This window comes from Trinickia sp. HAY1-2D (genome assembly GCF_056754935.1).
Window position 1 is genome coordinate 1687275 of sequence record NZ_JBPGWX010000002.1, and the last position, 25853, is coordinate 1713127.

Sequence of the window (25853 nt, forward strand, 5' to 3'; positions counted from 1 at the left end):
CTTGCAGCTTGACAGCTTACTGGCTTGCGCCCGAAGCCGGAGCGGCAGCCGACGCAGCAGCGTCCGAAGCAGCGGCAGCAGCACCCGAAGCCGCAGCAGCGTCGCTCGCAGCAGCACCAGCGCTCGAAGCAGCGTCCGAAGCGGCAGCAGCGGCGGGAGCCGAAGCAGCAGCAGCGTCGCTAGCCGGCGCAGCAGCTTGATCGCTGCTCTTGTTGCATGCGGCCAAAGCCATGGCAGCCAACAGGGATGCTACGAGGAGGGATTTCTTCATGATCACGTCCTTTTATGGTTAAAGGTAAGCAACAGCGCGAAATAATACCGGTAATGTGCTCCAACACCAACCTGGGCCGCTGGTGGGATGCACATCAGAGCGTGAATCTTCCCCACGGCTTGGGCGGAAATTATATGCACTTTCGTACGGACCGTCGACAAACCAGGGTCAATACGTTGCCTTTCTCATACAGAATTTCAGCTTTTTGAACAATAGGGACGATTACCTCAAGCGGATGCGCCGATCCGTACCCAGCCGGCAAGATACCACTCGTGCAACAGCGCTGTCATCGACGAATCGGCAGATAGTGTTACAAACCGTTTCCCCTCGAGGCGCCTCGCGTCGGCGAGTTCGAGCAGCCACTTTTTGCTCCGCGGCAGACGGTCTTCCTCGCCGTTGAGAAAGTAGCTGTCCTTTCCGTACAGGAGCGTCGTCTTCCTGTCGAGCCGAACCCCATGGCGAAGCGCCTTTTTCACGAACGCCGCCTCGTTTGCCGGCCGCTCGGGCGCCTCGAAGACGACGTGAGCCTTCGGTTCGCCCAGATAGCTGCCAAGGAACGAGACGATGTCGCGCTCGTTCCATCGTATACGAGCAAGGATCGCGCCGACTTGCTCGATCAGACCATCCGGCAGCCGTGCGGGATGCTTGACGGCGTCTTGCCGGGGATCGCGATAGCGGTCGTCCTCGCGCGCTTGCTGCGCCACGCTGCCGCGTTCGGCCAGGTGATAGAGAAATTGGCCGATCAGTTCGCGCGCCGAAGGCGAGCGAAAGCCGATCGAGCACGTCATGCATTCGCCGAGCGCCACGCCGTCGTGAGCGATGTGCGGCGGCAGATACAGCATATCGCCCGGTTCCAGTACCCATTCTTGCTCGGGCTCGAAGCGCTGTAAGACTTTCAACGGCAATCCGTCTTTCAGGGAAAGATCTTTTTGAGCGGAAATTCGCCAGCGTCGCTTGCCCTGCACCTGCAGCAAAAACACGTCATAGGAATCGAAATGTGGGCCCACTCCGCCGCCATCGGTGGCGTACGAGATCATGAGGTCGTCGAGCCGCGCGTCCGGAGCGAAGCGGAACCTGTCGAGCAAAGCGCGAGCGCGGTCATCGTGCAAATCGACGCCTTGCACGAGCAGCGTCCATTCGCGGCGCCGCACGCTCGGGATTTGCTCGGGTTCGAAGGGGCCGTGTGCGAGGCGCCATGCGCTCCGAAAATGCGTAATGAGCCGTGCTTCCGCGTCGTCGCTCGCCGCCAGAGCGAAGAGCTCGTCGCGCGTGAGCGGGGGCGCGATGCCGGGCACGGCCTGACGGACGAGCAACGGTTTTTTCTGCCAATACCGACACATGAATTCGGACGGCGTCAAATTCGCGAGCAACGGCGTCGGTAAGTCGGGTGGAGGGGGCAAAACGGCGGACGCGGCAGAAGTGGCGGACGGAGCTGAGGGCGGTGTGTGGTCAAGGGGCCGCTTGGGCATCGTATAATGAGACCGTATTTTGGAGATTCCGAATGAAAATCGCGAAGAACACTGTCGTCTCGGTCGCCTATAAGTTGTCGGACGCGCAAGGCAATCTGATCGAGGAAAGCGACGAGCCGATGATCTATCTGCACGGCGGGTATGATGGCACGTTCCCCAAGATCGAGGAAGAACTCGATGGGCAAGAGCCGGGCTACCAAACGCAGATCCAGCTCGAGCCGCAGGACGCGTTCGGCGAATATGACCCAGACCTCGTGAAAATCGAGCCACGCAACCGCTTTCCGGAACCGCTCGAAGTCGGTATGCAGTTCGAGGGTACGCCGGAAGACGGCGACGACGACATCGATACACTGATTTACACCGTGACGGACTTGGCCGAAGACAAGGTCGTACTGGATGGCAATCATCCTCTGGCGGGCATGGCGTTGCGCTTTGCACTGACGGTCAAGGAAGTTCGCGAGGCGACGGCCGACGAGATCGAACACGCCCATGTGCACGGTGCCGATGGCCTCGAAGTCCTCGACGAGGACGACGACGAAGACGAGCCGGGCTCAGCTCCCACCTTGCACTGAACCTGGGCCGCTGCGCGTTGGCGCCGCAGGCGCTTCGGGCTGCGGTATCTTCCTGTCGATACTGCCGCTCGCGCTGCCTGCCTGCGGCCACCCAGGCGGTTGCGGTAGTAGCGGCGGTTCGGAGGCAGGCGCTTCCGGGACGGCGGGCAGTGCGGTCGGAGGCGTCGGGAGAAGTTCCGAAGCGCCCGGCACGACAGACGGGGAGGCGATGCGCGGCGGCATCGCAGGCATCTCCCGCATCTGTGCCGGAATACGGCGCACGGTGACCTGAAACGGCGGCGTCCTGTCGAAATTCACATCCACTCTGACCCATTGCCTCGTTCTCTCTCGCGGCGCAATCGCGATGCGCGTGACGTTCGTCATGCGCGAACCCTTGTCGTCAAAAAGCGGCTGGTCGATGGTAAAGCCTCGAGACAGGGCCGCCGTGTCGTCGTGAATGACGACGACCGGCCCTCGGTACGTCTCGGCCGCTTTAACGAGAGAGCGTTTGAATTCCAGGTAGCCGTCGCGCTTGCGCGCGCGGCCCATGCGGAGCCACGAGAAGCGTTCCGCATGTTCGTAGCGCGCGAAGTCCGGGTCCGCCTCCACGAAAACGACGAGCGCATGCGCATTGCGTCGACGGGCGTATTCGGCCGCGTGTTCCAACCAAAAGGCGGAGGCGATGGCGCGGTCGTCGTATTCCCCGTTGCGGCCACCGCCGCTCAGATAATGATTATTGCCGCCGACGACGTTCAGGCTCACGAATACAGTGTCGTCCAGCTGCCAGCGGACGTTTTCCCGATATGAATGAAACCGTGCGACGTCGCTTTCGCGTTTGAGGACAATCGGCGATTGGCCGAGCGAGACGTTGTCCGCATAAATCGTTTGACGCAGGAAATCGAGCCGCTCCGGCGCGTCGTAGCCGCCGCCGTTTGCGCTGCCGCATTCCGCCCAGTCGTATTGCCCCGGCACGACGATGAGGGGCACGTGCGAGGTTGCCAGGATTTGCTGGCGCTGCGCATAGACGTTGTCGGTGCAGCGCTCGGAGGGCCCTTTCAGGTTGCCGTCGTAGACAACGAATGCAATGTCCTCCTCGAGTCCGATCGCTTGAAGGAGTCGCTGCGTAGCCGCCTCGTCGGCACTTGTTCGCATCGTTCCCGCAATGACGGAGAAGGCGAAATGCGCTCTGGCCGCGACAGCGGCCTCACCGTAAGCGAGCGCAAGCAGTGCGGCGAGCCCTACCGCTACCGGGCGCAGCCCGGCGCGCGCAAGCCGGCCTTTCTCAGTGTCGGTCGTCTTGCGCCGCATTGGCCTGTTCATGCAGCTCGTAGAGGAGATCGAGCGCGGCGCGCGGGTTGAGCTCGTCGGGGTCGATGCCGCGCAGGCGACTGATGACCGGGTGCGGTGGAGCATCGTGTTCGTGCGCGGATTCGTCGGGTGCGTCTTCGACGAACGGTGCCGCCGCGAACAAATCGAGTTGCGGTGTTGCGTAACCGACCGATTGTTGCTCGAGATGCGCGAGGTGTTTGCGTGCGGCGCGTATGACGGCGGCCGGCACGCCCGCCAGTTGCGCCACCTGGAGCCCGTAGCTCTGGCTTGCGGGGCCTTCTTCGACGGCATGAAGAAAGACGATCCCATGCCCATGCTCGACGGCGGACAAGTGGACGTTCGCGGCTTGCGGGAATTCAGCCGGCAGTTGCGTGAGCTCGAAATAGTGGGTGGCGAAAAGCGTCTGACAACCGTTGTGCGCGAGCAGGTGCCGAGCGATGGCCCAAGCGAGTGCGAGGCCGTCGAACGTCGACGTACCGCGCCCGATTTCATCCATCAATACGAGGCTTGCCGGCGTTGCATCGTTGAGGATCGCGGCGGCCTCCGTCATCTCCACCATGAACGTGGAGCGGCCGCCGGCCAGATCGTCGGCGGCGCCGATGCGGGTGAAGATTCGATCGATCGGCCCGAAGGTGGCGCGGCGGGCCGGCACGTAACTGCCGACATAGGCGAGCAGCGCGATCAACGCCGTTTGCCGCATGAAGGTCGATTTGCCGCCCATATTGGGACCGGTGATCAACAGCAGTTTGCGCTCGGGGCTCAAGCAGCAGTCGTTCGCGACGAACTGTTCGACCTGCGCTTCGACGACGGGGTGCCGTCCCTGCTCGATATCGATGCCGATCTCCGTCGTGAACGTGGGTGCGACCCAGTCGAGGGCTTGCGCACGTTCCGCGAAGGCAGCCAGCAAGTCGAGTTCGGCAAGCGCCGACGCCACGCGCTGACATTCGCCGATGTACGGCAGCAACGCTTGAAGCACGGCATCGTAGAGCGCTCGCTCGCGTGCAAGCGCGCGTTCCTGCGCCGATAGCGCCTTGTCTTCGAATGTCTTGAGCTCCGGAGTGATGTAACGCTCCGCATTCTTGAGCGTCTGACGCCGACGGTAGTCGTCGGGGACCTTGTCGGTTTGCCCTCGCGTCACCTCGATATAGAAACCGTGGACCTTGTTGTATTCGACGCGCAGATTGGCAATGCCGGTGCGCGCGCGCTCACGCGCTTCGAGGTCGATGAGGAATTGCCCGCAGTTTTCCGAGATATCGCGCAACTCGTCGAGATCGGCGTCATAGCCACGTGCGATGACGCCGCCGTCGCGCACCATCGCAGCCGGCTCCTGGGCGATGGCACGCTGGAGCAGTTCGCCGCATTCACGCGGCGGCTCGAGGGCGGCCGCGATGCGTTCGAGCGCAACCGCGCCGGCCGCGGCGTGCGCCACCTGTTCGCGCAGCGCAGGCAGGGCGGCGAACGTATCGCGCAAGCTCGACAAGTCGCGCGGGCGCGCCGATAGCAATGCGAGGCGGCCTGTAATGCGTTCGATATCGGCGATGTGCCGTAAGACCGCTCTGAGCGCATCGAGACTTGCATGGACAGGCGCATCGAGGAGGGCACCGATCGCGCCGTGCCGCTCGCGCGCCGACCCTGCGTCGCGCGGTGGGTGATGGAGCCAGTGACGCAGCAGGCGGCTGCCCATCGTCGTACAGCAGGTGTCGAGCAATGAGCACAGTGTCGGCGATTCGCCGCCGCGCAGCGTTTCGGTCAGCTCGAGATTGCGACGCGTCGCAGGGTCCAGCCCGATATATTCGGATTCATACTCGACTCTGAGACTGCGGACGTGTCGCAGTTGTTGCCCTTGTGTCGCCGAGGCATATAGCAGCAGCGCGCCGGCCGCTCCGCACGCGGCCGTCAGCGATTCAGCACTGAAGCCGTCGAGGCTCGCTACGTTCAGCTGATCGCAAAGCCGCTGTTTGCCCGACGCGATATCGAAATGCCATGTGGGCACGCGCGTGACGGTACCGGGCACGGTGGCCGGGAGCGGCGCTGCCGGCGAATCGGCGGCCAGGATTTCGGCCGGCCGGATGCGTTCGAGCGCGGCAGCGAGCTGGTCTGGCGCTACCTCGGCCAGCCTCAGTGCGCCGCTCGCGAGATTGAGCCAGGCGAGGCCGACGCCCGTTACGACGCCGCGTTTATTGTGCGCGGGGCTCATCGCGAGCAGATAGGCGTCGCTCTTGTCTGCGAGCAGCGCTGCATCCGTCAGGGTGCCGGGGGTCACCACGCGCACGACCTTGCGCTCGACCGGGCCCTTCGACGCAGCCGGATCCCCGATCTGCTCGCAGATTGCGACGGACTCGCCGAGTTTGACGAGCTTCGCCAGGTATTGCTCGACCGCGTGATGCGGCACGCCGGCCATCTTGATCGGATTGCCGGCCGATGCACCGCGCTGCGTGAGTGTCAGATCGAGCAGGCGCGCCGCTTTTTCAGCGTCGTCGAAGAACAGCTCGTAAAAGTCGCCCATCCGATAGAAAACGAGCGTGCCGGGGTGTTCGGCCTTGATGCGCAGGTACTGCTGCATCATCGGCGTATGCGCGGCTACGTCAGGGGCGCTGGGTGCTTCGGTTGGATTGCCCATCTCAGTGTCTTTCGTGCTTGCGAGTACAGGGCGAGAGTGTACCGCGACGAAGGGTTTGAGCAGTCGGCCGAATGGCTGACGAGGGCCTTTCGATCAGCTTCACGAAGCCCGTGGCCGCCATCTTGCTTAGCGTACCGCTCACGTTGGGGACGGCGAGCGTCGGCAGTCGGTCGAACGACCAACGATGAGGGAAAGGGAGGCCGCGCCTTGCGGGCTTCAGTGCGCGAGGACGCTGCGCCGGCGCAGCAGTGCGCTGGCCGTATCGACGAAGGCCGCGAGCACGAGCATCGCGACGATCACCGTGCATGCTTGCGGCAGGTGGAATAGGGAGAGCTCGTAGTAGAGCATCTGGCCGAGACCGCCCGCACCGACGAAGCCCAGAATCGCTGCCATGCGGATATTGGTCTCCCATCGATAAAGGACATAGGCCAGGAACTGCGGCTGGACGCAGGGCAGCGTTCCGTAGACAAACGCCATCGCATGGGAGCTTCCCACTTCCGTCAGCGCACGCGCGGGCGCGTCTGGCGCATTCTCCAGCGTTTCCGCGAAAAGGCGGCCCAGGACGCCAGCGGTATGCAGCGCCAGCGCGAGGGTACCGGCGAACGGCCCCAGTCCGGCGACGAGAACGGTCAAGGTCGCCCATACGAGTTCGGGGACGGCACGCAGCAGATTCAACAGCAAACGCGATAGCGCGCGCAGACTCGTTCCGTACATGCCCGATGCCGGCAGCGCCAACGCAAAGCCGACTAATGCCGCACAGAGCGTCCCGATGGCGGAAACGGCAAGCGTTTCGAGCATGCTGAAAGCTGTCTTCGAGAGAAACGCTGGCGCTAGTTCAGGCGGGAAGAACGACAGCAGGAAATGCAGCATGTCGCGGGCGGCGGCCGCCGAAACGAGCTGGCCGATATCGAGCGAGAGATAGGCGAAGCTGCCCGACACCGCCGTGGCGACAGCGATTCCCATTAGCAGGCATTTCGTGCAGATACGGACCGGTTTAGCTTCGCTCGCCATCGCTCAGTCCAACAGTTTGCGCAAGCCCGCGCTGAGTGCATCCGCGAGCAGCACGAGTAGCAAAAACGTCACGAGGATCGTCGCCGTTTCGCCGCCGTCGAGCATCTTCATCGCCTGATCCATCAATTGGCCGAGCCCGCCGGCCCCGACGAATCCCATGACCACCGATGCGCGGATTGCGCACTCCCAGCGATATACCGTGTAAGACACGAGTTCGCGCGCCGCATTGGGCAATAGCCCATAGGCCAGCGCCGACAGTCGCGGGCTGCCGCTGCCGAGCAGCGCATGTGCGGGGCGCGCGTCGCTCGATTCGAGGATTTCCGTATAGACCTTGGCCAGCATGCCGCCATAGGTGATTGCGAGCGCCAGCACGCCGGCGGCGGCCCCGAGTCCCAGCACCCGTACGAACACCAGCGCCCAAACGAGCTCCGGTATGCCCCGTAGCAGCAGCACGATGGCGCGCACGCCGGCGCGCGTCACTGCGCGTATTCGGTATCCGCGGCCGGGGCCGATCCGTGAAATCGACAAGTTGCGCGCCATGGCCGCAGCCAGCGGCGCGGCGAGGACAAACGCGAGCGCGATTCCGGCCGTGGCGATGGCCAACGTTTCGACCGTGGCCTTGGCGACCAAGCCCAGAAACTCCGCCGAAGCGTCCGGCGGAAGGAAGTGGCCAAGAAAGCTTCCGGCGACCTTCAAATTGCCGGGCTCGAACAGGACCGCCGGATGAAATTGCGACAGCCTCAAGAGCGGCCACAGCACGATCAGCGCAAGCGCCAGGGTGGACGCGCGACGCAGCGCGAGAGGATCGCGGGGATGCGCGATCATTGGCAGGCCGCCCGTGGTGAGGGACCGCGCGTCGAGCGGATCGATACGGCGTCGTTGCCTTGTACCGGCGGGACGTCGCCTTCGGATGCGTAAAGCTCTCGCAGCAATGCATCGCTCACGCGCGCGACGGGCAAGTCGAAGGCGATTTCGCCCGACCTCAGGCCGACGATGCGCGGAAACCAGCGCAGCGCGAGATCGACCGCATGCAGGCTGGCTACCAGTGCCGCGCCATCCGCGTCGGCCTGCTTGCACAGTTCGCCGAGAGCAAGGTTGGACAACGTGGGATCCATGGCCGATACGGGCTCGTCCGCCAGGATCAAATCGGGACGCTGGTACAGCACCCGCGCGATGCCGACGCGCTGCAACTGACCGCCGGACAATCGATCGCAACGATCGAACAGGCGATCGGCAAGCTCGAGCCTCGCGAGCTGATCGCCGGCCCCCGTCGTATCGAGCGGATAGACCAGAGAGAGCAAAGACTTCCATCCGGGCCAAGCCCCGAGGCGGCCCGCGAGAACGGCGGTGACGACGCGTTGGCGTGGCGGCAGGGGGGGCGCCTGGTGCACCATGCCGATGCGCGATCGCAATCGCCGCAGGCGTGCCGCCGAGAGCTCCCACGGGCTGAGCCCGAGGACCTCGATACGACCCTCGCTGGGCCGCAGCGAAGTGGCGAGCAAGCGCAGCATCGAAGTCTTTCCCGCACCCGATGGACCGATGAGCGCAATGCGCTCGCCGCGCTTCGCGGACAGCGTGATCTGCCTGAGCGCCCGATGCCCGTTGGGGTAGCCGAGGCCGACCGCGTCGAGCTGGAAGCTCACTTGATGAGGCCGGCGGTGCGAGCCGCGGCTTCGATGCCGGCATAGTTTTCCGGCTTGGTCGGAATGAACTTGACGGTCCGTTGCAACGCCATGATGGCCCGTTGCTCGGGATCGTGCGGATCCAGGCGGAGGAAAGCTTCGGTCAAAGTCTTGCGCAAGGCCGGATCGAGCCCGCCGCGCACGGTCCAGTTGTAATCGTAGTAGGGCGGTGTCACGGCGAATACCCTGACCTTCGTCGGATCCACCTTGTGCTGCTCGACCAGCTTGTCCCACACGGACGCGTTGAGCACGCCCGCGTCAGCCCGGCCGGACTCGACGAAAGCGGCGGTTGCGTCGTGCGCGCCCGAAAACGCCACCGTCTTGAAGTCCTTGTCGGGATCGATGCCCGCTTGCAGCAGGAAATAACGCGGCATCAAATGGCCGGACGTCGATGACGGTGCGCCGAAGACGAACGTGTGGCCCTTCAGATCCGCTAACGATTTGATGCCAGGGACAGCCGTAATGAACTTACTGGTGAACGTCGCGTCTTCCTGCCGCTGTACGATGGGCACGGTTGCGCCATTCGTGCGGATCTTGCTTTGTACATAGGTAAAGCCGCCCAACCAGGCGAGGTCGATCTTTCCGGTCGCCAGCGACTCGACTACCGCCGCATAGTCCGTGACCGGCACGAACTCGACCTTCATTCCCGTTTTCTTCTCGAGGTATTTCCCGAGTGGCGCGAACTTGCGCTGTAGTTCGGTCGGCGATTCGTCGGGGATGGCCGACACCCTCAGCACATGTTGCTGTGCCCTGGCGGGCGCGAGAAAAACAAGCCCGAAGAGGGCGATTGCGGCAAGGCGTTTGAGGACGGGCCAGAGGGCGATGAAGGGCATGGTGTGCCGAAATCCAATGATGGTTGAGTGAACGGTCGATGCGAAACCGGTTATGCCACGGCGACCCGGGCGGGACCCGGGATCATCTCGCCGATCACGGCCGCGTCTTCGAATCCTTCACTGCGGAAAATATCGAGAATCGCGTCCGCTGCGCTCGGTGCGCAGGACACGAGCAGACCACCGCTCGTTTGAGGATCGGTCAGGAGCGCTTGCAGGCTAGGCGTGATCGGCGAGGCCAGGTCCACCGCATCGCCATAGCTGGCCCAGTTGCGCGCCGACGCGCCGGTCACCATGCCGGCACTCGCGAGTTCGAGCACGCCCGGCAGCAACGGAATGCGATCCATGTTCAAGCTCGCGCCGAGACCCGCGCCGCGGCAAAGTTCCAACAAATGGCCGAGCAGACCAAAGCCGGTGACGTCGGTCAGCGCATGGACGTCCATCACATCGGCGAGCCGCCGTCCCGGTGTATTGAGCTGCGTGGTGCACGCGATAAGCGCCCGGTAGCCGGCCGCATCGAGTTTGTCTTTCTTGACCGCCGCGGATAGTACGCCCACGCCCAGCGGTTTGCCCAGGATCAGCTTGTCCCCGGGCTGGGCCGCGTCGTTTTTCTTGACTCGATCGGGGTGCACGAGCCCCAGCACCACGAGCCCATAAATCGGTTCGACGGAGTCGATCGTATGGCCGCCGGCGACAGGAATGCCGGCTTGTGCGCAGACCGATTCCCCGCCCTCGAGGATTTTGGCGATGACTTCGGTCGGCAGCTTGTCGATGGGCATACCCACTAGCGCGAGCGCCATGATGGGCGTTCCACCCATTGCATAGACGTCGGAGATGGCGTTGGTGGCGGCGATACGCCCGAAGTCGTATGGATCGTCGACCACCGGCATGAAGAAGTCCGTAGTGGCGATCAGCGCCTGGCTTTCGTTGAGCTTGTAGACAGCGGCGTCATCGCTGGTTTCCTTGCCGACGAGGAGTGCTGCCGGAGCGGGCAGGCGCATCGAATTCTTCAGAATTTCGGACAGCACGCCCGGGGCAATTTTGCATCCGCATCCGCCGCCGTGGGAGAGCGATGTGAGTTTGATCGTTGCGTTGGCTGGCTGATTCACGAGAGGTCTCCGGTTATGTCGGGCGCAGGGCGTCGGCCACAAGTTTAATCACTTCGGCGCGCTCCCGCGCAGGCGCGAAAAGCGGCGCGCGTTGCGCGCACTGTTGGCGCAGGCGCGTCAGAAAGCCGATATCCTGGCTTGCGCGCTGGAGTAGTTCGGCCAGCTGCGCGGCGTTGCCGGGCGGGAAATAGCCTTCGTAATCCCGGCCCAGCATCCCGATATTGCCCGGGATGCGGCTCGCCAGCACGGGTACGCCGCTCGCGATCGCTTCGACGATGACGTTGGCGCCGCCTTCCATGACGCTCGAAATCACCAGCGCTTGCGCGCCGGCGATGCGTCGCCGCGTCTGGGCATGCGGTAGATTCGCCAGCCACGAATAGCGCTCGCCGAGCGGCCATGTTTGCGCTTGCAGCGCCTGGGCTGCCCGCTGATATTCATCGTCGAGCGCACCGCCGATGTGGGTCATGCGTATGCGCGAATCGTCGGGAAGAAGGGCGAGAGACCGCATGGCGGTCAGCGGATCCTTTTCCGGCCGCATATGGCCGACGAGTACGACGTCGAAGTATTCGGAATCCACGGAGGGAGAATGGCACGCGATTGCAGATTGATAGATCACACGGCACTTCGCGCGATGGGCGGCGGACAGCTCGAACGGGCCTTCGTCTTGCAGCGCCACGAGATGCGTCGCGAGCTCGAGGGAACGCTGCGCGGCAGGATCGCTGCGGATGTCCCGGTAAAGGTCCGTTCCCGTGAGTACCACGATCAACGGGCGTTTCGGGCAGGCATCGGCGAATCGCGCGACGGCGTCGGCCGAGCGCCGCGCATGCAGCGCGATCAGGCATGCGGGCGCCGGGTCGCCCGCGGCGGGCCCCGCCCATTCGCTCGCCAGCGTGACATCGTAGCCGGCGCGCAGAAACCGGGACCAGCGATGAGCGGTTTGCCAATTGCCGTTGTTGGCTTTGCGCAGCGCCGGGCTGATAATCGCAACGGTTGGGTTCGGAGGACGCATGACATTCGGCTCTGAGGGAATAGCGGCAAGACACATCGGTAAGGTCGAGCTGGCCGCGGCATTCGCCGATGCGCACCGGCGAACCTGGGACGTCCTTCGGGATCTGTCGCCGTCCCAATGGCAGGTCCGCTACGATCGCGGCATCAACCCGCCCTTGTGGGAGTATGCACACATCGCGTGGTTTACGGAGCATTGGGTGCTCAGGGCGCCGCGCCCCGACCCGGATGGCCGCCTGAGCGCGACATTGCCTTCCACGATGGAGCAGGCGGATGGCCTTTTCGATTCGATGCGCGTGGCACATCAGGATCGCTGGCATCTGGTGTTACCGTCGCATGCCGAAATACGCCAGTATGTCGCTGATGTGCTGGAGCGGGTCCTTGCCGCGCTGGACGCGGCGGACGAAACGGATCGGGATCTCTATTTTTTCAGGCTTGCATTGTTCCACGAGGACATGCATGCGGAAGCGTTGACTTACATGCGCCAGACGCTCGACTACCCGCCGCACGCGCCGCTCGTCCTGCCTGCGGTACGCTCGAACGCGGGGGCCGCAGCGGCGGGTGGGGAAACGTTCGCGATGGGGTCGCAGCCCGGGCAAGGATTCGTCTTCGACAACGAGAAGTGGGCGCATCCGGTCGAGGTCCCCCCGTTCCGGATCGATCGAACGTGTGTCAGCAATGCGGCCTTCGCGCAATTCGTGGACAGCGGCGGATACGTCGACCCGCAATGGTGGTCCGCATCCGGTACCGCGTGGCTGCGGCAAAGCGGCCTTGCTCATCCCGCGCGGTGGCGTCCGGCCGGCGACGCAGCCGTGGCTGGCCGCCCCGGCCAATGGGAATGGCGCTGGTTCGGCGAATGGGTGCCGCTGCCGCTCGAGTTGCCCGTATGCCATGTCAATGCCTTCGAGGCCGAAGCGTATTGCCGCTGGGCGGGCAAGCGTTTGCCGACGGAGGCGGAATGGGAATACGCGGCCACGCGTGAGCTCATCGACTGGGGCGGTTCGGTGTGGGAGTGGACATCCGATTCGTTTTTGCCGTACGCGGAGTTTTCCGCCGATCCCTACCAGGAATACTCGGTGCCGTGGTTCGGTAGCCACCGGTCGGTTCGCGGAGGCTCGCTCGTGACCCGCGAACGCATGCAGCACCCTCGGTATCGCAACTTCTATTTGCCGCATAGAAACGACATCTTCGCCGGATTTCGCTGCTGCGCGTGACCCGTTTGACCGGCGGCGGGCACTGAGGCTCATTCGTCGGTCATCGCCGCGATGTCCAGATGCCGCGCGGTAGCATCTGAGCCAGCTTGTCCACCCATAGCGTGTTGAAGCAAGCATTGGAGGAAGTCGGCGAGCATCATTGCACTGCCGATGGCCTTGGCCGCATTGGCCGTGAACATGATATGGCGTTTTTGCAGGGCATCGGCGAATGCGCCGACGAACGGGGCAAGCAGCACGTAGGACGCCGTGAAGAAGATCTGCAGCAAAGGCGTGACCCAACTCGCGGCACGCATGGCGGCGGACCGGCGCCCTCCGTCGCCGTCAGTCTTGCTGTGCTCGCCGGCTATACGGCGAGAGAATGGGCACCATTTGAGCGTAGATCTTCGGGTTGCCCGCGACGATCTCGCCGACATGGAGGAACTCCGAATCGCCCGTGTAATTGCCGACGAGCCCGCCCGCCTCCGTGATGAGCAGGCTGCCTGCTGCCATGTCCCAGGCACTGATGCCCTGCTCGAAAAAGCCGTCCAGCCGACCCGCCGCGACGTTCGCGAGATCGAGCGCTGCCGCGCCCGGCCGGCGCAGCCCCGTGCACGAGCGCGTCATTTCCGCGAACAGGCGGCAGTAGGCTTCGAGCCGATCGTTCTCGCGAAACGGGAACCCCGTACCGATCAACGCATCGGCGAGCCGGTCGCGGCGGCCGACGCGAATGCGCCGGTCGTTCAGATAGGCGCCGCGGCCGCGCGAGGCGGTGTAAAGATCGTTGCGAGTGGGGTCGTACACACACGCCTGTGTAACGATGCCCTTGTGGGCCAACGCGATCGATACACAGTAGTAGGGCAGCCCGTGAATGAAATTCGTCGTGCCGTCGAGCGGATCGATGATCCATTGGAAATCGGATTCGTTTTCCGAGCGGCCCGATTCCTCGGCGAGGATCGCGTGATCGGGGTAGGCGGTCTTCAGCGTATCGATGATCGCTGCTTCCGCCGCCTTGTCGACCTCCGTGACGAAATCGTTGTGCTGTTTTTTGCTGACCTGGATGAGGTCGAGATCGAGCGATGCCCGGTTGATGATCTGCCCGGCGCGGCGAGCGGCCTTGACAGCGATATTGAGCATAGGATGCATGAACAGATTCCTTTTACCGCGAGGCGCCGACGCCGCCGCGGATGGGGCCAAAACCGCCCGGAATGCGCGCCGGGCGCGGATTCCGTCGACGAAGACGAATTGAAGAAGAGCGGAGCGCACGCGGCCGATCGCACTATGTTCGGCCCGCCGCGCGCGAATGGACGTGATTTTACCAGGAAGCGGCCGCGGCGCGGCGCCCCGGCGAGGACAGCGAACGCGTGCACGGCCGTCTTGGGACATTCGCCGCGACCCGGGTCCTCACATGGCGATACCATATAGCGCATCTGTCGGGCGGGCACGATGCCGCGTGTGCCGCTCGTCTCACTGGGAATCGATCGACTCATCTTGAACTTATCCAATCATCGTTCGTTGCAGACGCCGGACATAGACCCCGCCACGGCGGGGCCGCACGGCGGCTTTACCTCTACTCTCTTCGTGCTCGTCGAGCCGAGCCATCCCGGTAACGTGGGCGCGGCGGCGCGCGCCCTGAAAACCATGGGTTTTTCGCGGCTGGTGCTCGTGGCGCCTCGCGTCGGTCACGTGAAGACGGATGCCGAAGCCATCGCGATGGCGAGCGGCGCGGACGACGTGCTCGCCTGCGCAACCATCGTTCCGACGCTTGGCGAGGCCTTGGCCGGCGTGCAGTGGTCGGTGGCGCTGACGGCGCGCATGCGCGAGTACGGACCGCCGCAGATGGCGCCGCGTATCGCGGCAAGCGAGGCATGTCGCCATACCGCGCAAGGCGATGTCGCATTCGTTTTCGGTAACGAGCGCACCGGGCTGTCGAACGAACACGTCGAGCGCTGCAGTGCGCTGGCACATATCCCGGCGAATCCCGCCTACAGCTCGCTCAATCTTGCCCAGGCGGTTCAGGTGCTCGCCTACGAGCTGCGGCTCGCCTATCTTGGCGAGACCGTCGACGTACCGTCGGGCGAGGGGCTCGGTCCGCGCGCGCCGAGCGAGGAAATCGAGCGGATGTTCGTGCATCTGGAGAATGCGCTGATTGCGCTGGAGTTTCTCGATCCGTCGAATCCCAAGAAGCTGATGTCGCGGCTGCGGCGGCTTTTTGCACGCGCAGGCCTCGAGCGCGAGGAGGTCAACATCGTGCGCGGCATCGCCAAACACATCTTGCTCAAGACGTCCGGCCCGGGCGACTGACAGCCGCGATCCGACGGGCTCGCGCGAGGCGAGCGTCTACCGGGGCGCCCCCGCGGGGCCCGCGGTGTTTCGACAATCCCCCTGAAACGAACAGGGCGAAAAAGCGCCTCGGGCAAAAAGCGTCGGTTCACTCTACAATCGGCCGGTCGGTCATATGCAAATCGCCGCCGGTCATATGCGCGCCTCCGCGCGCCGCAGCCGCGGCTTTTCGAGCGAGCCATTCATATGTTCACGAGACTTCGCGAAGACATTGCCTCCATTCGGGAGCGGGATCCGGCCGCGCGCAGTGCCTGGGAAGTCCTCACCTGTTATCCGGGCTTGCATGCGATCGTGCTGCACCGGGTCGCGCACGTCTGCTGGCAAGCGGGACGCCGCTGGCTCGCGCGCGCCATCTCGCAGTTCGCCCGCTTTCTGACCGGCATCGAGATTCATCCAGGTGCGACGATCGGTCGACGCGTTTTCATCGACCACGGGATGGGCGTCGTCATCGGCGAGACGGCCGAGGTAGGGGACGATTGCACGATCTATCAGGGCGTCACGCTCGGCGGCACGATGCTGACCCGCGGTGCAAAACGGCATCCGACGCTCGAGCGGGGCGTCATCGTGGGCGCCGGTGCCAAGGTGCTGGGTGGGTTCACCGTGGGTGCCGAAGCCAAGATCGGCTCGAATGCGGTCGTCGTCAAACCGGTGCCGGCCGGCGGTACGGCGGTTGGCAATCCGGCCCGCATCGTCGTGGCGGCCGATGCAAGACCTACGGGCGCAAGCACGCCTGAGCGCACCGCGTTTTGTGCCTACGGCATTACGCCGAACGCCGAGGATCCCTACTCGCTCGCGCTGCATGGGCTCATCGACCATGCCGCCAAAGAAAGCCAGCGCGTCGATGAAGTCGTCGCGGCGCTCGAACGTTTGGGCGAGCGTCTGCAAGCGCTCGATGGCGCCGATGGCGCGCTATCGGAACTGCGCCGCATCTCCGAGGCGATCGAAGGCAAGGTCGCCCAACCTTGAGCGAAAGGCGGGCGCGGCCGGACGGGGTCAGTCGAGCGGCAATGCCCGAATGCCCTCGGCGTCGACGCGCAGGTATCCGCCGCGCCGCTCGCCGTGGTCGAGATCCCAGTCGGGCAGCACCCAGCGGGTGCCTTCTGTTCCCTGATGGCACGCGGGCTTGTGCGTATGGCCATGGATCATCGTGGTTGTCCCGCTAGCCTTGAAAAGCGCCGCCACGCCCTTCGTCGTGACGTCGTAAAGCGGTGAGGGCGGGCGCGTGCGGCCTGCTTCGCTCGACACGCGCATCCGTTCGGCGAGCGCCTGCCGCCATCTGAGCGGCCAGGCCAGGAACAGCAATTGCGCGGCGCGCCAACGCGCGAGCCGACGGAACGTCTGATACTTGTGGTCGGCGGTGCACAGCGCATCGCCATGGGCGAGCACGATGCGCGCGCCGAAAGCCGTCATCACGAACGGATCGGGCAGCCAGATCGCGCCGGCGGCGCGCATGAAGCGCTTGCCGAGCAGAAAATCCCGATTCCCATGCATGATGTAAAGCGCGATCCCCCGCTCCGAGAGCGTATGCAGCACCTCGGCGATGCGCGCGGCGAAAGGATCGACCCTGAGCATATCGTCGCCAATCCAATACTCGAACAGATCGCCGAGCACGAAGACGGAATCCGCACTGTCCGCGGTCATGAGAATGAAGTGCTCGAAGGCGGCGACCGTACGCGGAATGTGCGGACTCAGATGCAGATCGGAGATGAACAGCAGCGGACGCGGCGCATGGCCGCGCGTATGCACGTGCTCGGCCGGCACGGTCGATTCATTGCTGCGGGGCGGCCCGTCTTGACGCGACGAAACGCCCGCACGGATGACGCTCGTGTTCAATCGACGACGACTGCTTTTTCGATGATGACATCGTCGACGGGGACGTCCTGATGGAAGCCCTTCGAACTCGTCTTCACCTTTTTGATCTTCTCGACGATGTCGAGTCCTTCGACCACCCGCCCGAACACCGCGTAACCCCAGCCTTGCGGCGTCGGCGACGAGTGGTTGAGGAAGTCGTTATCGTTGACGTTGATGAAGAACTGCGCAGTGGCTGAGTGCGGATCGTTCGTCCGAGCCATCGCGACGGACCCCGTCACGTTCTTCAGGCCGTTGTTCGCCTCGTTGGCGATCGGCGCATCGGTCGGCTTTTGCTTCATGCCCGGTTCGAAGCCGCCGCCCTGGATCATGAATCCGTCGATTACGCGGTGAAAGACCGTGTTGTCGTAGTGTCCCTTCTTCACGTAGTTGAGAAAGTTCTCGACACTCTTCGGCGCTTTTTCGGCATCGAGTTCGAGCTTGATGACGCCGTGGTTCGTATGCAGTTCGACCATGATGAATTCCTTCGCTTGAGAAATGCCGCGCGGCGACCTGCCGGCGGCGGGTGGAGCGTTATTTCGAAACGACGCTTGCCGATTCGATCACGATCGGTTTTTGCGGCACATCGGCCATCGGGCCTCGCGTCGTGGTGGGGGTGGCCTCGATTTTCTTCACGACATCCATGCCCGAGACGACCTTGCCAAAGACAGCGTAGCCGTTGCCATCCGGTTTCGGATAGTCGAGCCCGTCGTTGTCGACCGTATTGATGAAGAACTGGGCGGTAGCCGAGTTCGGATCGCTCGTGCGCGCCATCGCGATCGTTCCCGCTACGTTCTTCAGACCGTTGCGGCTTTCGAGCGGGATCGGCGCACGCGTCGGTTTTTCCTGATAGCCGGTGGTGAAGCCGCCGCCTTGAATCATGAAGCCGCGAATCACGCGGTGGAAGATCGTGCCGCTGTACTGGCCGGATTTGACGTAGTCGAGAAAGTTCGTGACCGTCTTCGGCGCTTTGTCGGGATAGAGCTCGACGCGGATATCGCCCTCGCTCGTCTTCAACAGCACTTGCGGGTGCGCGGCGGAAGAAGCCGTTTGCGCGAGCGCGGGCGCACTCGCGATCAGAGCGGCGCTGCCTAGCGCCAACCAGAAGCGTTTCATGAGCATCCTCATGCGTGGAAAAAGAAAAACCGCGCTCAGTTCGACGGCGCGATGTAAGGGGCGGGCGCAAACGGACTCGGGGAACCTGTCGTGAGCGGAGGGGCGTCGGGCGCCGCGACCGTCGACGCGGGGGCCGCCGTTGCCGCGGCGCGTGCTAGCGGCTTTTTCGCGGCGCGCGGGGCGACGATGCGTTCGATATCGGCAAGGCGCGCGTTCGTTGCGCCGCTCGTGCGGCCGAGCCGTTGCGCGCGCTTGTAGGCTTCGGCCGACATCCGCAGATAAAGATCGCCCAGATTCTCGTAGGCAAGGCCATACCCGGGATTCGCCTTGACCGCCGTTTCAAGCGCGACGCGCGCGTCGTCGTAGCGACCAGCTTTCGCGTAGAGCGCCGCGAGATTGTTGTAAGGCTCGGGCAGTTCGGGGTACGCCTGAGTGAGTTCGACGAATTGTTCGATGGCCTCGCTATCGCGATTCAAATGTGCGAGTACGGTGCCGCGTTTGAATTTTGCTTGCGCGTCGCGCGGGTTCGATGCGATTCGCGCATCGAGCTCGGAGAGGGCCGCATTCCAATTTTGCGCAGCGATGGACGAGTCGGCTTGCGGCGTCTCGTCGCGCGTCGCGTGCGTGGTTTGCGCATGCGACGCCGTGGCCGGCAATACCGCGAGAGCAACGCCGAAGAGGGCGATGGCGGCGAGGGCCGCGATGCGCTCGGTGCGGCCGCTTGAAGGTTTCATAGGCTGAGGTCGAGATGTTATACTCCGGCCCATTCTAACAAAACGTTTGCTCGTTTCATCGAACGGGCGAACGGTCTTCCGCCAGTCGTGGTCGTCCTTGCCCCGATCGCAGTCTGATCGCGGCGCCGAGCGGTCACCCGCCCGCCGCGCCGCCTGCGCGTCGCCCATCTCGCGGGGATGGCTCGGGGCTCGCTCATCGTCTCTATGGAATCACTGCGCATCTACAACACGCTCGCGCGTGACAAGCAAGCTTTCGTGCCGCGCCGTGCAGGCGAAGTACGGATGTACGTCTGCGGGATGACGGTCTACGACTACTGTCATGTCGGACACGCGCGCGTGATGGTGGTGTTCGATATCGTGCAACGCTGGCTGCGCACGCTCGGATTTCGCGTGACTTATGTGCGCAACATCACCGACATCGACGACAAAATCATTCGGCGCGCAGTCGAAAACGGCGAACCGATCAAAGCATTGACCGACCGCTTCATCGCGGCGATGCACGAGGATGCCGATGCACTTGGCGTCGCGCGTCCCGATCTGGAGCCGCGCGCGACCGACCACATTGCGCAGATGCTCGGCATGATCGAGAAGCTCGAGGCCAATGGCTATGCTTATCGCGCGAAGGATGGCGACGTCAATTACGCGGTGCGCAAATTCGCACGTTACGGTGCGTTGTCGGGCAAGTCTCTCGAGGATCTGCGCGCGGGCGAGCGCGTTGCCGCGAACGAAGCGAAAGACGATCCGCTCGATTTCGCGCTGTGGAAACGTGCGAAGCCCGAAGAGCCGGCGGATTCCAGCTGGGATTCGGCGTACGGGCGCGGGCGCCCCGGCTGGCACATCGAATGTTCGGCCATGAGTTGCACGCTGCTCGGCGAACACTTCGATCTGCACGGCGGCGGTCAGGATCTGCAGTTTCCGCACCACGAGAACGAAATCGCACAAAGCGAGGGCGCGACGGGGCAGACGTTCGTCAACTACTGGATGCACAACGGGTTCGTTCAGATCGACAACGAGAAGATGTCGAAGTCCCTCGGCAACTTCTTTACGATTCGCGATGTTTTGGCGAAGTACGATCCCGAAGTCGTACGGTTTTTCATCGTGCGCGCGCACTATCGCTCGCCGCTGAATTACAGCGATGTCCACCTCGACGATGCGCGTGCCGCGCTCACGCGCCTTTACACAGCATTGAAGGACGTGGGTCCGGACGGGGCACCGCTCGACTGGCATGAAGATCATGCCGTGCGGTTCCGTGCGGCCATGAATGACGACTTCAATACGCCGGTGGCCGTTGCGGTGCTCTTCGAGCTTGCGAACGTCGTCAATCGCACGCGCGACGCGGCGCTTGCACGGCAATTGCGTGAGCTCGCGCAAACGGTCGGGCTGCTTGCCCGCGAACCGCGCGTGTTCCTGCAGCAGGCGCAGGGCGGTGTTGGACTTGATTTAGACGAAGCGGCAATCGCGGCGAAAATCGCCGAACGTGCCGCTGCGAAGCAGGCGAAAAAGTATGCCGAGGCAGACCGGATTCGGGCCGAGTTGCTCGACGCCGGCGTTGCGCTTGAGGACAAACCGGGCGGGATCACCGAGTGGCGCCGCGTATGAACGTGCATTGCGCGAAGCGCTAACCGACTCGTCAGGCAGGAGGCATGATGACAACGGCCAGGAAGGCGCCGGTCAAACGCGGCGTGACAGTGAAGCGCGCGTCGAAAGATGTGTCGAAGGCGGCGGCGAAGCCGAAGGCGCCCGCTGCGCGCGGCGCGCGCGCTAAACCGAACGGTGCGTTGACCGAGGAAGGCGGCATTCAGGCTTTCGAGCGTGGCATCGACGACGGCGGTGAGGTCGTGCGCAAGACGCGCGCGGGCACGAGCGCTCAGGCGTCGGTGCCGGTCCAGATAGCCGGGCTCGAACCCGCTGTGACTCGCCCCGCGTATTGGGACCGCGCGTGTGCCGATCTCGTCAAGCGCGATCGGATTCTCAAGCGCTTGATTCCGAAATTCGGTCCGGTGCATTTGATCAACGGCAGCGATCCGTTCGTCACGCTCGCACGTGCCGTCGTCGGGCAGCAAATTTCGGTGCCCGCCGCTCAAGCCGTGTGGCGACGCATCGAACTCGCATGCCCGAAACTCGCTCCGCAACAGTTCACCCGTCTCGGGCACGAAAAGCTGACCGGATGCGGGCTGTCGAAGCGCAAATCCGAATATCTGATCGACCTCGCTCAGCACTTCGTGTCCGGTGCCCTGCACGTCGACAAATGGATGTCGATGGAGGACGAAGCCGTCATTGCGGAGCTCACGCAGATCCGTGGCATCGGCCGATGGACCGCCGAGATGTTTCTCATCTTCAACTTATCGCGCCCGGACGTTTTGCCGCTCGACGACCTCGGGCTCATTCGCGCGATCAGCGTCAATTATTTCAGCGGCGAGCCCGTCACGCGCAGCGAAGCGCGCGAAGTGGCGGCCAATTGGGAGCCGTGGCGTACCGTCGCGACCTGGTACATGTGGCGCAGCCTCGATGCTACGCCTGAGTCATAAAAAAACTATCGACGGTTCATTTCGATAGATTCGAACGATTTTGACGTGGACGGTGGCGGTTAGAATACGCGCTGCCGAAAGCCCCCAGGATTGAGACCTATGAAAACGACGTTTCTGGATTTCGAACAGCCCATCGCAGAGCTCGAAGCCAAGATTGAAGAATTACGCTTCGTGCAGGACGATTCGGCTGTCGACATCTCGGAAGAAATCGAGCGGCTCTCGAAAAAGAGCCAGCAACTGACCAAAGACCTCTACGCCAATCTGACGCCCTGGCAGGTTTCGCAGATCGCGCGGCATCCGCAGCGTCCTTACACGCTCGATTACGTCAACGAGCTTTTCACCGATTTTCACGAACTGCACGGCGATCGCGCGTTCGCGGACGATCAATCGATCGTGGGTGGTCTGGCGCGTTTCAACGGTCACCCATGCATGATCATCGGCCATCAGAAGGGGCGCGATACGAAGGAGCGCGCCGCGCGCAACTTCGGTATGCCGCGGCCCGAAGGCTATCGCAAGGCCGAACGGCTGATGCGTCTTGCCGAGAAGTTCGGACTCCCGCTTTTCACGTTCATCGATACACCGGGCGCTTATCCCGGCGTCGGTGCCGAAGAGCGAGGACAGTCCGAAGCGATCGGCCGCAATCTGTATGTGATGGCGGAGCTGAAGGTGCCCGTGATCGCAACGGTGATTGGGGAAGGCGGCTCGGGCGGCGCGTTGGCGATCGCCGTTGCCGACAGCGTACTCATGCTGCAGTTCTCGACCTATTCCGTCATTTCGCCGGAAGGTTGCGCATCGATCCTGTGGAAGAGCGCGGCGAAGGCGCCCGAGGCGGCCGAAGCGCTCGGCTTGACGGCGCACCGGCTCAAAGCGCTCGGGCTCATCGACAAAATCGTCAACGAGCCGCTGGGCGGCGCGCATCGCGACGTGAAGGGCATGGCGGCATTCCTGCGCCGCGCGCTCGCCGATTCGCTGCGGCAGTTCCAGGGCATGAGCGTTCAGGACCTGCGCGAGCGCCGCTACGATCGGCTGATGGCGTATGGCAAATTCAAGGAGACGACGCCCGGCGCTTGAGTCGCGCATCGTCATGACATCCGATTTCGAGCGCGTGCGAGCCGCGCGCCTTTCCGACTGAGCCCGTGACTTCTCTCGTCGATCCCGCCGCCGAGCGCATCGTTCTGGATGCGCTCGGCGGTGTGCTTTCGACCGTGCCGGGCGATGCGGCGATCGGTATCGCATTCAGCGGAGGCCTCGATTCCACCGTACTGCTGGATGCGGCGGTGCGTGTGGCCGGTCCGCAGCGCTGCATTGCGTTGCATGTTCATCACGGCCTGAGCCCGAATGCGAATCGGTGGCTGGCACATTGCGAGAGCACCGCGCGCGCGCTCGGTGTCGGTTTCGACGCCACCTATGTCGAAGTGCGCCGGCGGCCCGGAGAGAGTCTCGAAGCGGCTGCGCGCGATGCGCGCTATCGCGCGCTCGACGCCCTGTGTGTGCTGCATCGCGTGTCCATGTTGTGGCTTGCGCATCATGCCGACGATCAGGCGGAGACGGTGCTGCTGCAGTTGTTGCGGGGCGCGGGAGTCGCGGGGCTGGCGGCGATGGCGCCGCATCGCCTTGAAGGGACGGCGACGATTGGGCGTGCGCGTCCTTTTCTTGCATTGCTGCGCGCGCAGCTCGAGCGCTATGCGCGTTCGCGCGAACTACGCTGGGTCGAGGACGAATCGAATGCGGACACCCGCTATGCGCGCAATGCGCTGCGTCACGATGTCATTCCCGCGCTGACCGTACATTTCCCGGGTTTTCGCGATGCGCTCGCGAGAACGGCTTCGCACGCGGCGAGTGCGCAACGTCTGCTCGACGATCTCGCGCAGATCGATCTGAAGACAATCGGAAAGGACGACGGGCGTTCGCTTTCGAGGCGCGCACTGCTGGCGCTCGACGGTGCCCGCGCAGCGAATGCGATGCGCTGGTGGATGCGTGCGAACGGGCTGCCGGTACCGTCGGCGGCGCGGTTGAGCGAAATGTTGCGGCAAGTGCGCGAGGCGCGTGCCGAGCATGCCATGCGCATCGACCATGCGGGCGCGCGATTGCGGCTTTACCGCGATGCCATCTACTGGGAAAGCGGCGAACCGGGCGTCCATGTCGAGGGGCAGGCGAGCGCATCGATCAAAGAGGCGTGCGAGCTCGTGTGGCGAAACGACGAAGTCTGGCGTTTGCCTCAGTGGCGGGGCTCGCTTGTTTTCGAGCCGGTTCCTGCGGGAGAGGCGGGAATCGACACCGTGCCCGAGGCGCTGCTCGCCAGCGCGCCGCTGACGGCCCGGCCGCGCACCGGTGGCGAGCGCATGCGCCGTGCACCCGGCGCGCCCGCCCGTACGCTCAAGAATCTCTTTCAAGAGGCGGGCGTGCCGGCCTGGCAACGCGACGTGCCGCTCATTTATCTCGGTGAGCGGCTGTTGTTCGTCCCGAACCTCGGCATCAACGGCGCATTCGCGACGGCGCCCGGCACGTCGGCGCCCGGCGCGTCGGCGAGCGAGCGCGGTGGGCCGCGCCGGCGGCTCGAGTGGCGCGCCGATCTGCTCATTGCCTAAGCGCAGCGGGCCGCCGCCGCGGTCGAGCTTGTCTTTTATGCCCTGATCTAGTACGCTCGAACGCTTGTCCGCCCCGCTTTTGCACCCGCTTTTTGCAGTCAGTGCGCTTTTACGCGAACGCTGCATTTTGCCGTGCGGCGGCGCGCGCGGCGCGTCGTGCCCCCCGTCCGGTGTGTGCACTTCGCGTCCGCCGCGCGGCCCGGCGTACAACAACGCCACTCTCCACCGCCATCTTTCGTCGTCGTCGAGCGCTCACGAGGCCGCGTGACCGAACGGCATGTTCGCGGATGCATTTTGGGGCGCGTCGGCGCGATTACTCTCCTAGTTCAGAACGACAATGGCACTCATCGTACATAAATACGGCGGCACTTCGATGGGCTCGGTGGAGCGCATCAAGAACGTTGCCAAGCGCGTCGCGAAATGGCGGCAGGCGGGCCACAAGTTGGTCGTCGTGCCTTCGGCCATGTCCGGCGAAACGAATCGCCTCCTTGGGCTTGCCAAGGAAATCTCGAGCCAGCCCGATCCGCGCGAGCTCGACGTCATCGCCGCGACTGGCGAGCAAGTCAGCGTGGGACTGTTGTCGATCGCGCTTCAGGACGCGGGCGTCGACGCCGTCAGTTATGCGGGCTGGCAGGTTCCTGTCAAAACGGACAGTGCGTTCACGAAGGCTCGCATCAGCGAGATCGACAGCGAGCGCATCATGCGCGATCTCGATGCCGGCAAGGTCGTCGTGATCACGGGCTTTCAGGGCGTCGATCCGGAAGGTCATATCACGACGCTCGGCCGTGGCGGTTCGGACACCTCGGCCGTGGCGATTGCCGCGGCGCTGGAAGCCGACGAGTGCCTGATTTTCACGGATGTGGACGGGGTCTATACGACGGATCCGCGCGTGGTCGAGGAAGCGCGCCGTCTCGACCGTGTGACGTTCGAAGAAATGCTGGAAATGGCGAGCCTGGGCTCGAAGGTGCTGCAGATCCGCTCGGTCGAGTTCGCCGGCAAGTACCGTGTCAAGACGCGCGTACTGTCCAGCCTGACCGATCCGATGATCGCGCTCGAAGAGGAAATGAACTCGGGCACGCTGATTACTTTTGAAGAAGACGAGACCATGGAAAAAGCAGTCATCTCCGGAATCGCGTTTCAGCGCGATGAGGCCCGCATTGCGGTGAGGGGTGTGCCCGACAAGCCGGGCATCGCGTATCAGATTCTCGGCCCGGTGGCGGATGCGAACATCGACGTCGACATGATCATTCAGAACCAGAGCGTGCAGGGCAAGACCGACTTCACGTTCACGGTGCCGCGCAACGAGTATCAACGCGCGATGGATATCCTCACCAATAGTGTGAAGGGACATATAAGCGCGGAGGAAGTCGTCGGCGATCCGAAGGTGTCGAAGGTTTCGGTGGTGGGCGTGGGCATGCGCTCGCACGTCGGCATCGCGAGCAAGATGTTCCGTACGCTGGCGGAAGAGGGCATCAATATCCAGATGATCGCGACGTCCGAAATCAAGATTTCGGTGCTCATCGACGAGAAGTACATGGAACTCGCCGTGCGCGCGCTTCATAAGGCGTTCGAACTCGATCAAGCCTGAGGGCGTGCTGTGCGAATGAGCCCGGTTGCGGCCGGGCGGCG

General features: G+C 63.8%; 24 protein-coding genes and 1 pseudogene. 9 read left to right on the top strand and 16 right to left on the bottom strand.

Features of this window, described 5'->3' with window-relative positions:
• Positions 1-16: 16 nt before the first annotated feature.
• Positions 17-271, bottom strand: a complete 255-nt coding sequence (locus ACR9ZC_RS15015) for a hypothetical protein (RefSeq protein WP_414720274.1) — start codon at positions 269-271, stop codon at positions 17-19.
• 227 nt (positions 272-498) lie between these two features.
• Positions 499-1740 (bottom strand): JmjC domain-containing protein, encoded by a 1242-nt coding sequence (locus tag ACR9ZC_RS15020; RefSeq protein ID WP_481580909.1) that lies wholly within the window; start codon positions 1738-1740, stop codon positions 499-501.
• Positions 1741-1772: 32 nt separating this feature from the next.
• Here ACR9ZC_RS15020 and ACR9ZC_RS15025 point away from each other — a divergent pair, with 32 nt between their 5' ends.
• The gene (locus ACR9ZC_RS15025) at positions 1773-2312 is read left to right on the top strand and encodes an FKBP-type peptidyl-prolyl cis-trans isomerase (RefSeq protein ID WP_173255459.1); all 540 of its coding nucleotides are present in this window, start codon (positions 1773-1775) and stop codon (positions 2310-2312) included.
• On the opposite strand, the gene ACR9ZC_RS15030 is transcribed toward ACR9ZC_RS15025, so the two are convergent.
• From ACR9ZC_RS15030 to senB, 8 genes are all read right to left on the bottom strand, one after another.
• Positions 2292-3611 carry a hypothetical protein gene (locus tag ACR9ZC_RS15030; protein WP_481580910.1) on the bottom strand — a complete coding sequence of 440 codons (1320 nt, stop codon included), beginning with the start codon at positions 3609-3611 and terminating at the stop codon, positions 2292-2294. The two genes, ACR9ZC_RS15025 and ACR9ZC_RS15030, sit on opposite strands and share 21 nt — an antisense overlap.
• The gene (gene mutS / locus ACR9ZC_RS15035; protein WP_481580911.1) at positions 3574-6240 is read right to left on the bottom strand and encodes a DNA mismatch repair protein MutS; all 2667 of its coding nucleotides are present in this window, start codon (positions 6238-6240) and stop codon (positions 3574-3576) included. Before mutS ends, ACR9ZC_RS15030 begins: the two co-directional genes overlap by 38 nt.
• A gap of 216 nt (positions 6241-6456) precedes the next feature.
• Positions 6457-7203, bottom strand: coding sequence for a phosphonate ABC transporter, permease protein PhnE (gene phnE / locus ACR9ZC_RS15040; protein WP_481580912.1), 747 nt, complete (start codon positions 7201-7203; stop codon positions 6457-6459).
• Positions 7204-7254: 51 nt separating this feature from the next.
• Positions 7255-8076 (bottom strand): PhnE/PtxC family ABC transporter permease, encoded by an 822-nt coding sequence (locus tag ACR9ZC_RS15045; RefSeq protein WP_481580913.1) that lies wholly within the window; start codon positions 8074-8076, stop codon positions 7255-7257.
• Positions 8073-8894 carry a phosphonate ABC transporter ATP-binding protein gene (locus ACR9ZC_RS15050; RefSeq protein ID WP_481580914.1) on the bottom strand — a complete coding sequence of 274 codons (822 nt, stop codon included), beginning with the start codon at positions 8892-8894 and terminating at the stop codon, positions 8073-8075. Before ACR9ZC_RS15050 ends, ACR9ZC_RS15045 begins: the two co-directional genes overlap by 4 nt.
• Positions 8891-9766: a putative selenate ABC transporter substrate-binding protein gene (locus tag ACR9ZC_RS15055; RefSeq protein ID WP_481580915.1), complete on the bottom strand. Its 876-nt coding sequence runs from the start codon at positions 9764-9766 to the stop codon at positions 8891-8893. Before ACR9ZC_RS15055 ends, ACR9ZC_RS15050 begins: the two co-directional genes overlap by 4 nt.
• A gap of 50 nt (positions 9767-9816) precedes the next feature.
• Entirely contained in the window at positions 9817-10872 is a 1056-nt protein-coding gene (gene selD, locus ACR9ZC_RS15060) for a selenide, water dikinase SelD (protein ID WP_481580916.1), read from the bottom strand.
• Between the two features lie 13 nt (positions 10873-10885).
• Positions 10886-11881 (bottom strand): selenoneine biosynthesis selenosugar synthase SenB, encoded by a 996-nt coding sequence (senB, locus tag ACR9ZC_RS15065; protein WP_481580917.1) that lies wholly within the window; start codon positions 11879-11881, stop codon positions 10886-10888.
• Between senB and senA the strand changes: the two genes are divergently transcribed.
• Positions 11880-13091, top strand: coding sequence for a selenoneine synthase SenA (gene senA, locus ACR9ZC_RS15070; RefSeq protein WP_481580918.1), 1212 nt, complete (start codon positions 11880-11882; stop codon positions 13089-13091). The genes senB and senA overlap by 2 nt on opposite strands.
• A 127-nt stretch (positions 13092-13218) precedes the next feature.
• On the opposite strand, the pseudogene ACR9ZC_RS15075 reads toward senA, so the two are convergent.
• Both ACR9ZC_RS15075 and ACR9ZC_RS15080 read right to left on the bottom strand, forming a co-directional pair.
• A pseudogene (locus ACR9ZC_RS15075) lies at positions 13219-13381 on the bottom strand (lysophospholipid transporter LplT); the annotation flags it as partial.
• A gap of 31 nt (positions 13382-13412) precedes the next feature.
• Complete coding sequence (locus ACR9ZC_RS15080; RefSeq protein WP_331574198.1) at positions 13413-14213, bottom strand: inositol monophosphatase family protein; 801 nt, start codon at positions 14211-14213, stop codon at positions 13413-13415.
• A 345-nt stretch (positions 14214-14558) separates the two neighbouring features.
• On the opposite strand from ACR9ZC_RS15080, the gene ACR9ZC_RS15085 reads away from it, so the two are divergent.
• Positions 14559-15371 (top strand): RNA methyltransferase, encoded by an 813-nt coding sequence (locus ACR9ZC_RS15085; RefSeq protein ID WP_481580919.1) that lies wholly within the window; start codon positions 14559-14561, stop codon positions 15369-15371.
• 225 nt (positions 15372-15596) lie between these two features.
• A complete protein-coding gene (gene cysE / locus ACR9ZC_RS15090; RefSeq protein WP_481580920.1) occupies positions 15597-16376 on the top strand; it encodes a serine O-acetyltransferase in 780 nt (259 codons plus the stop codon).
• A 27-nt stretch (positions 16377-16403) separates the two neighbouring features.
• Here the strand turns inward: cysE and ACR9ZC_RS15095 are convergent, their stop codons facing one another.
• From ACR9ZC_RS15095 to ACR9ZC_RS15110, 4 genes are read right to left on the bottom strand one after another with little or no spacing between them, the layout of a single operon-like run.
• Positions 16404-17243 (bottom strand): UDP-2,3-diacylglucosamine diphosphatase, encoded by an 840-nt coding sequence (locus tag ACR9ZC_RS15095; RefSeq protein WP_481580921.1) that lies wholly within the window; start codon positions 17241-17243, stop codon positions 16404-16406.
• Entirely contained in the window at positions 17240-17734 is a 495-nt protein-coding gene (locus tag ACR9ZC_RS15100; RefSeq protein WP_331574201.1) for a peptidylprolyl isomerase, read from the bottom strand. Before ACR9ZC_RS15100 ends, ACR9ZC_RS15095 begins: the two co-directional genes overlap by 4 nt.
• Before the next feature lie 58 nt (positions 17735-17792).
• A complete protein-coding gene (locus ACR9ZC_RS15105) occupies positions 17793-18374 on the bottom strand; it encodes a peptidylprolyl isomerase (RefSeq protein ID WP_481580922.1) in 582 nt (193 codons plus the stop codon).
• Positions 18375-18409: 35 nt separating this feature from the next.
• The gene (locus tag ACR9ZC_RS15110; protein ID WP_331574204.1) at positions 18410-19108 is read right to left on the bottom strand and encodes a tetratricopeptide repeat protein; all 699 of its coding nucleotides are present in this window, start codon (positions 19106-19108) and stop codon (positions 18410-18412) included.
• Positions 19109-19312: 204 nt separating this feature from the next.
• On the opposite strand from ACR9ZC_RS15110, the gene cysS reads away from it, so the two are divergent.
• The 5 genes from cysS to ACR9ZC_RS15135 all read left to right on the top strand — a co-directional run bounded on the left by cysS (position 19313) and on the right by ACR9ZC_RS15135 (position 25812).
• Entirely contained in the window at positions 19313-20707 is a 1395-nt protein-coding gene (cysS, locus tag ACR9ZC_RS15115) for a cysteine--tRNA ligase (RefSeq protein WP_481580923.1), read from the top strand.
• Positions 20708-20751: 44 nt separating this feature from the next.
• Positions 20752-21636, top strand: a complete 885-nt coding sequence (locus ACR9ZC_RS15120; RefSeq protein ID WP_440562646.1) for a DNA-3-methyladenine glycosylase family protein — start codon at positions 20752-20754, stop codon at positions 21634-21636.
• Between the two features lie 99 nt (positions 21637-21735).
• Positions 21736-22707: an acetyl-CoA carboxylase carboxyltransferase subunit alpha gene (locus tag ACR9ZC_RS15125; protein WP_331574208.1), complete on the top strand. Its 972-nt coding sequence runs from the start codon at positions 21736-21738 to the stop codon at positions 22705-22707.
• Between the two features lie 65 nt (positions 22708-22772).
• Complete coding sequence (tilS, locus tag ACR9ZC_RS15130; protein ID WP_481580924.1) at positions 22773-24224, top strand: tRNA lysidine(34) synthetase TilS; 1452 nt, start codon at positions 22773-22775, stop codon at positions 24222-24224.
• A gap of 337 nt (positions 24225-24561) precedes the next feature.
• Entirely contained in the window at positions 24562-25812 is a 1251-nt protein-coding gene (locus ACR9ZC_RS15135; RefSeq protein WP_481580925.1) for an aspartate kinase, read from the top strand.
• Positions 25813-25853: the final 41 nt, after the last annotated feature.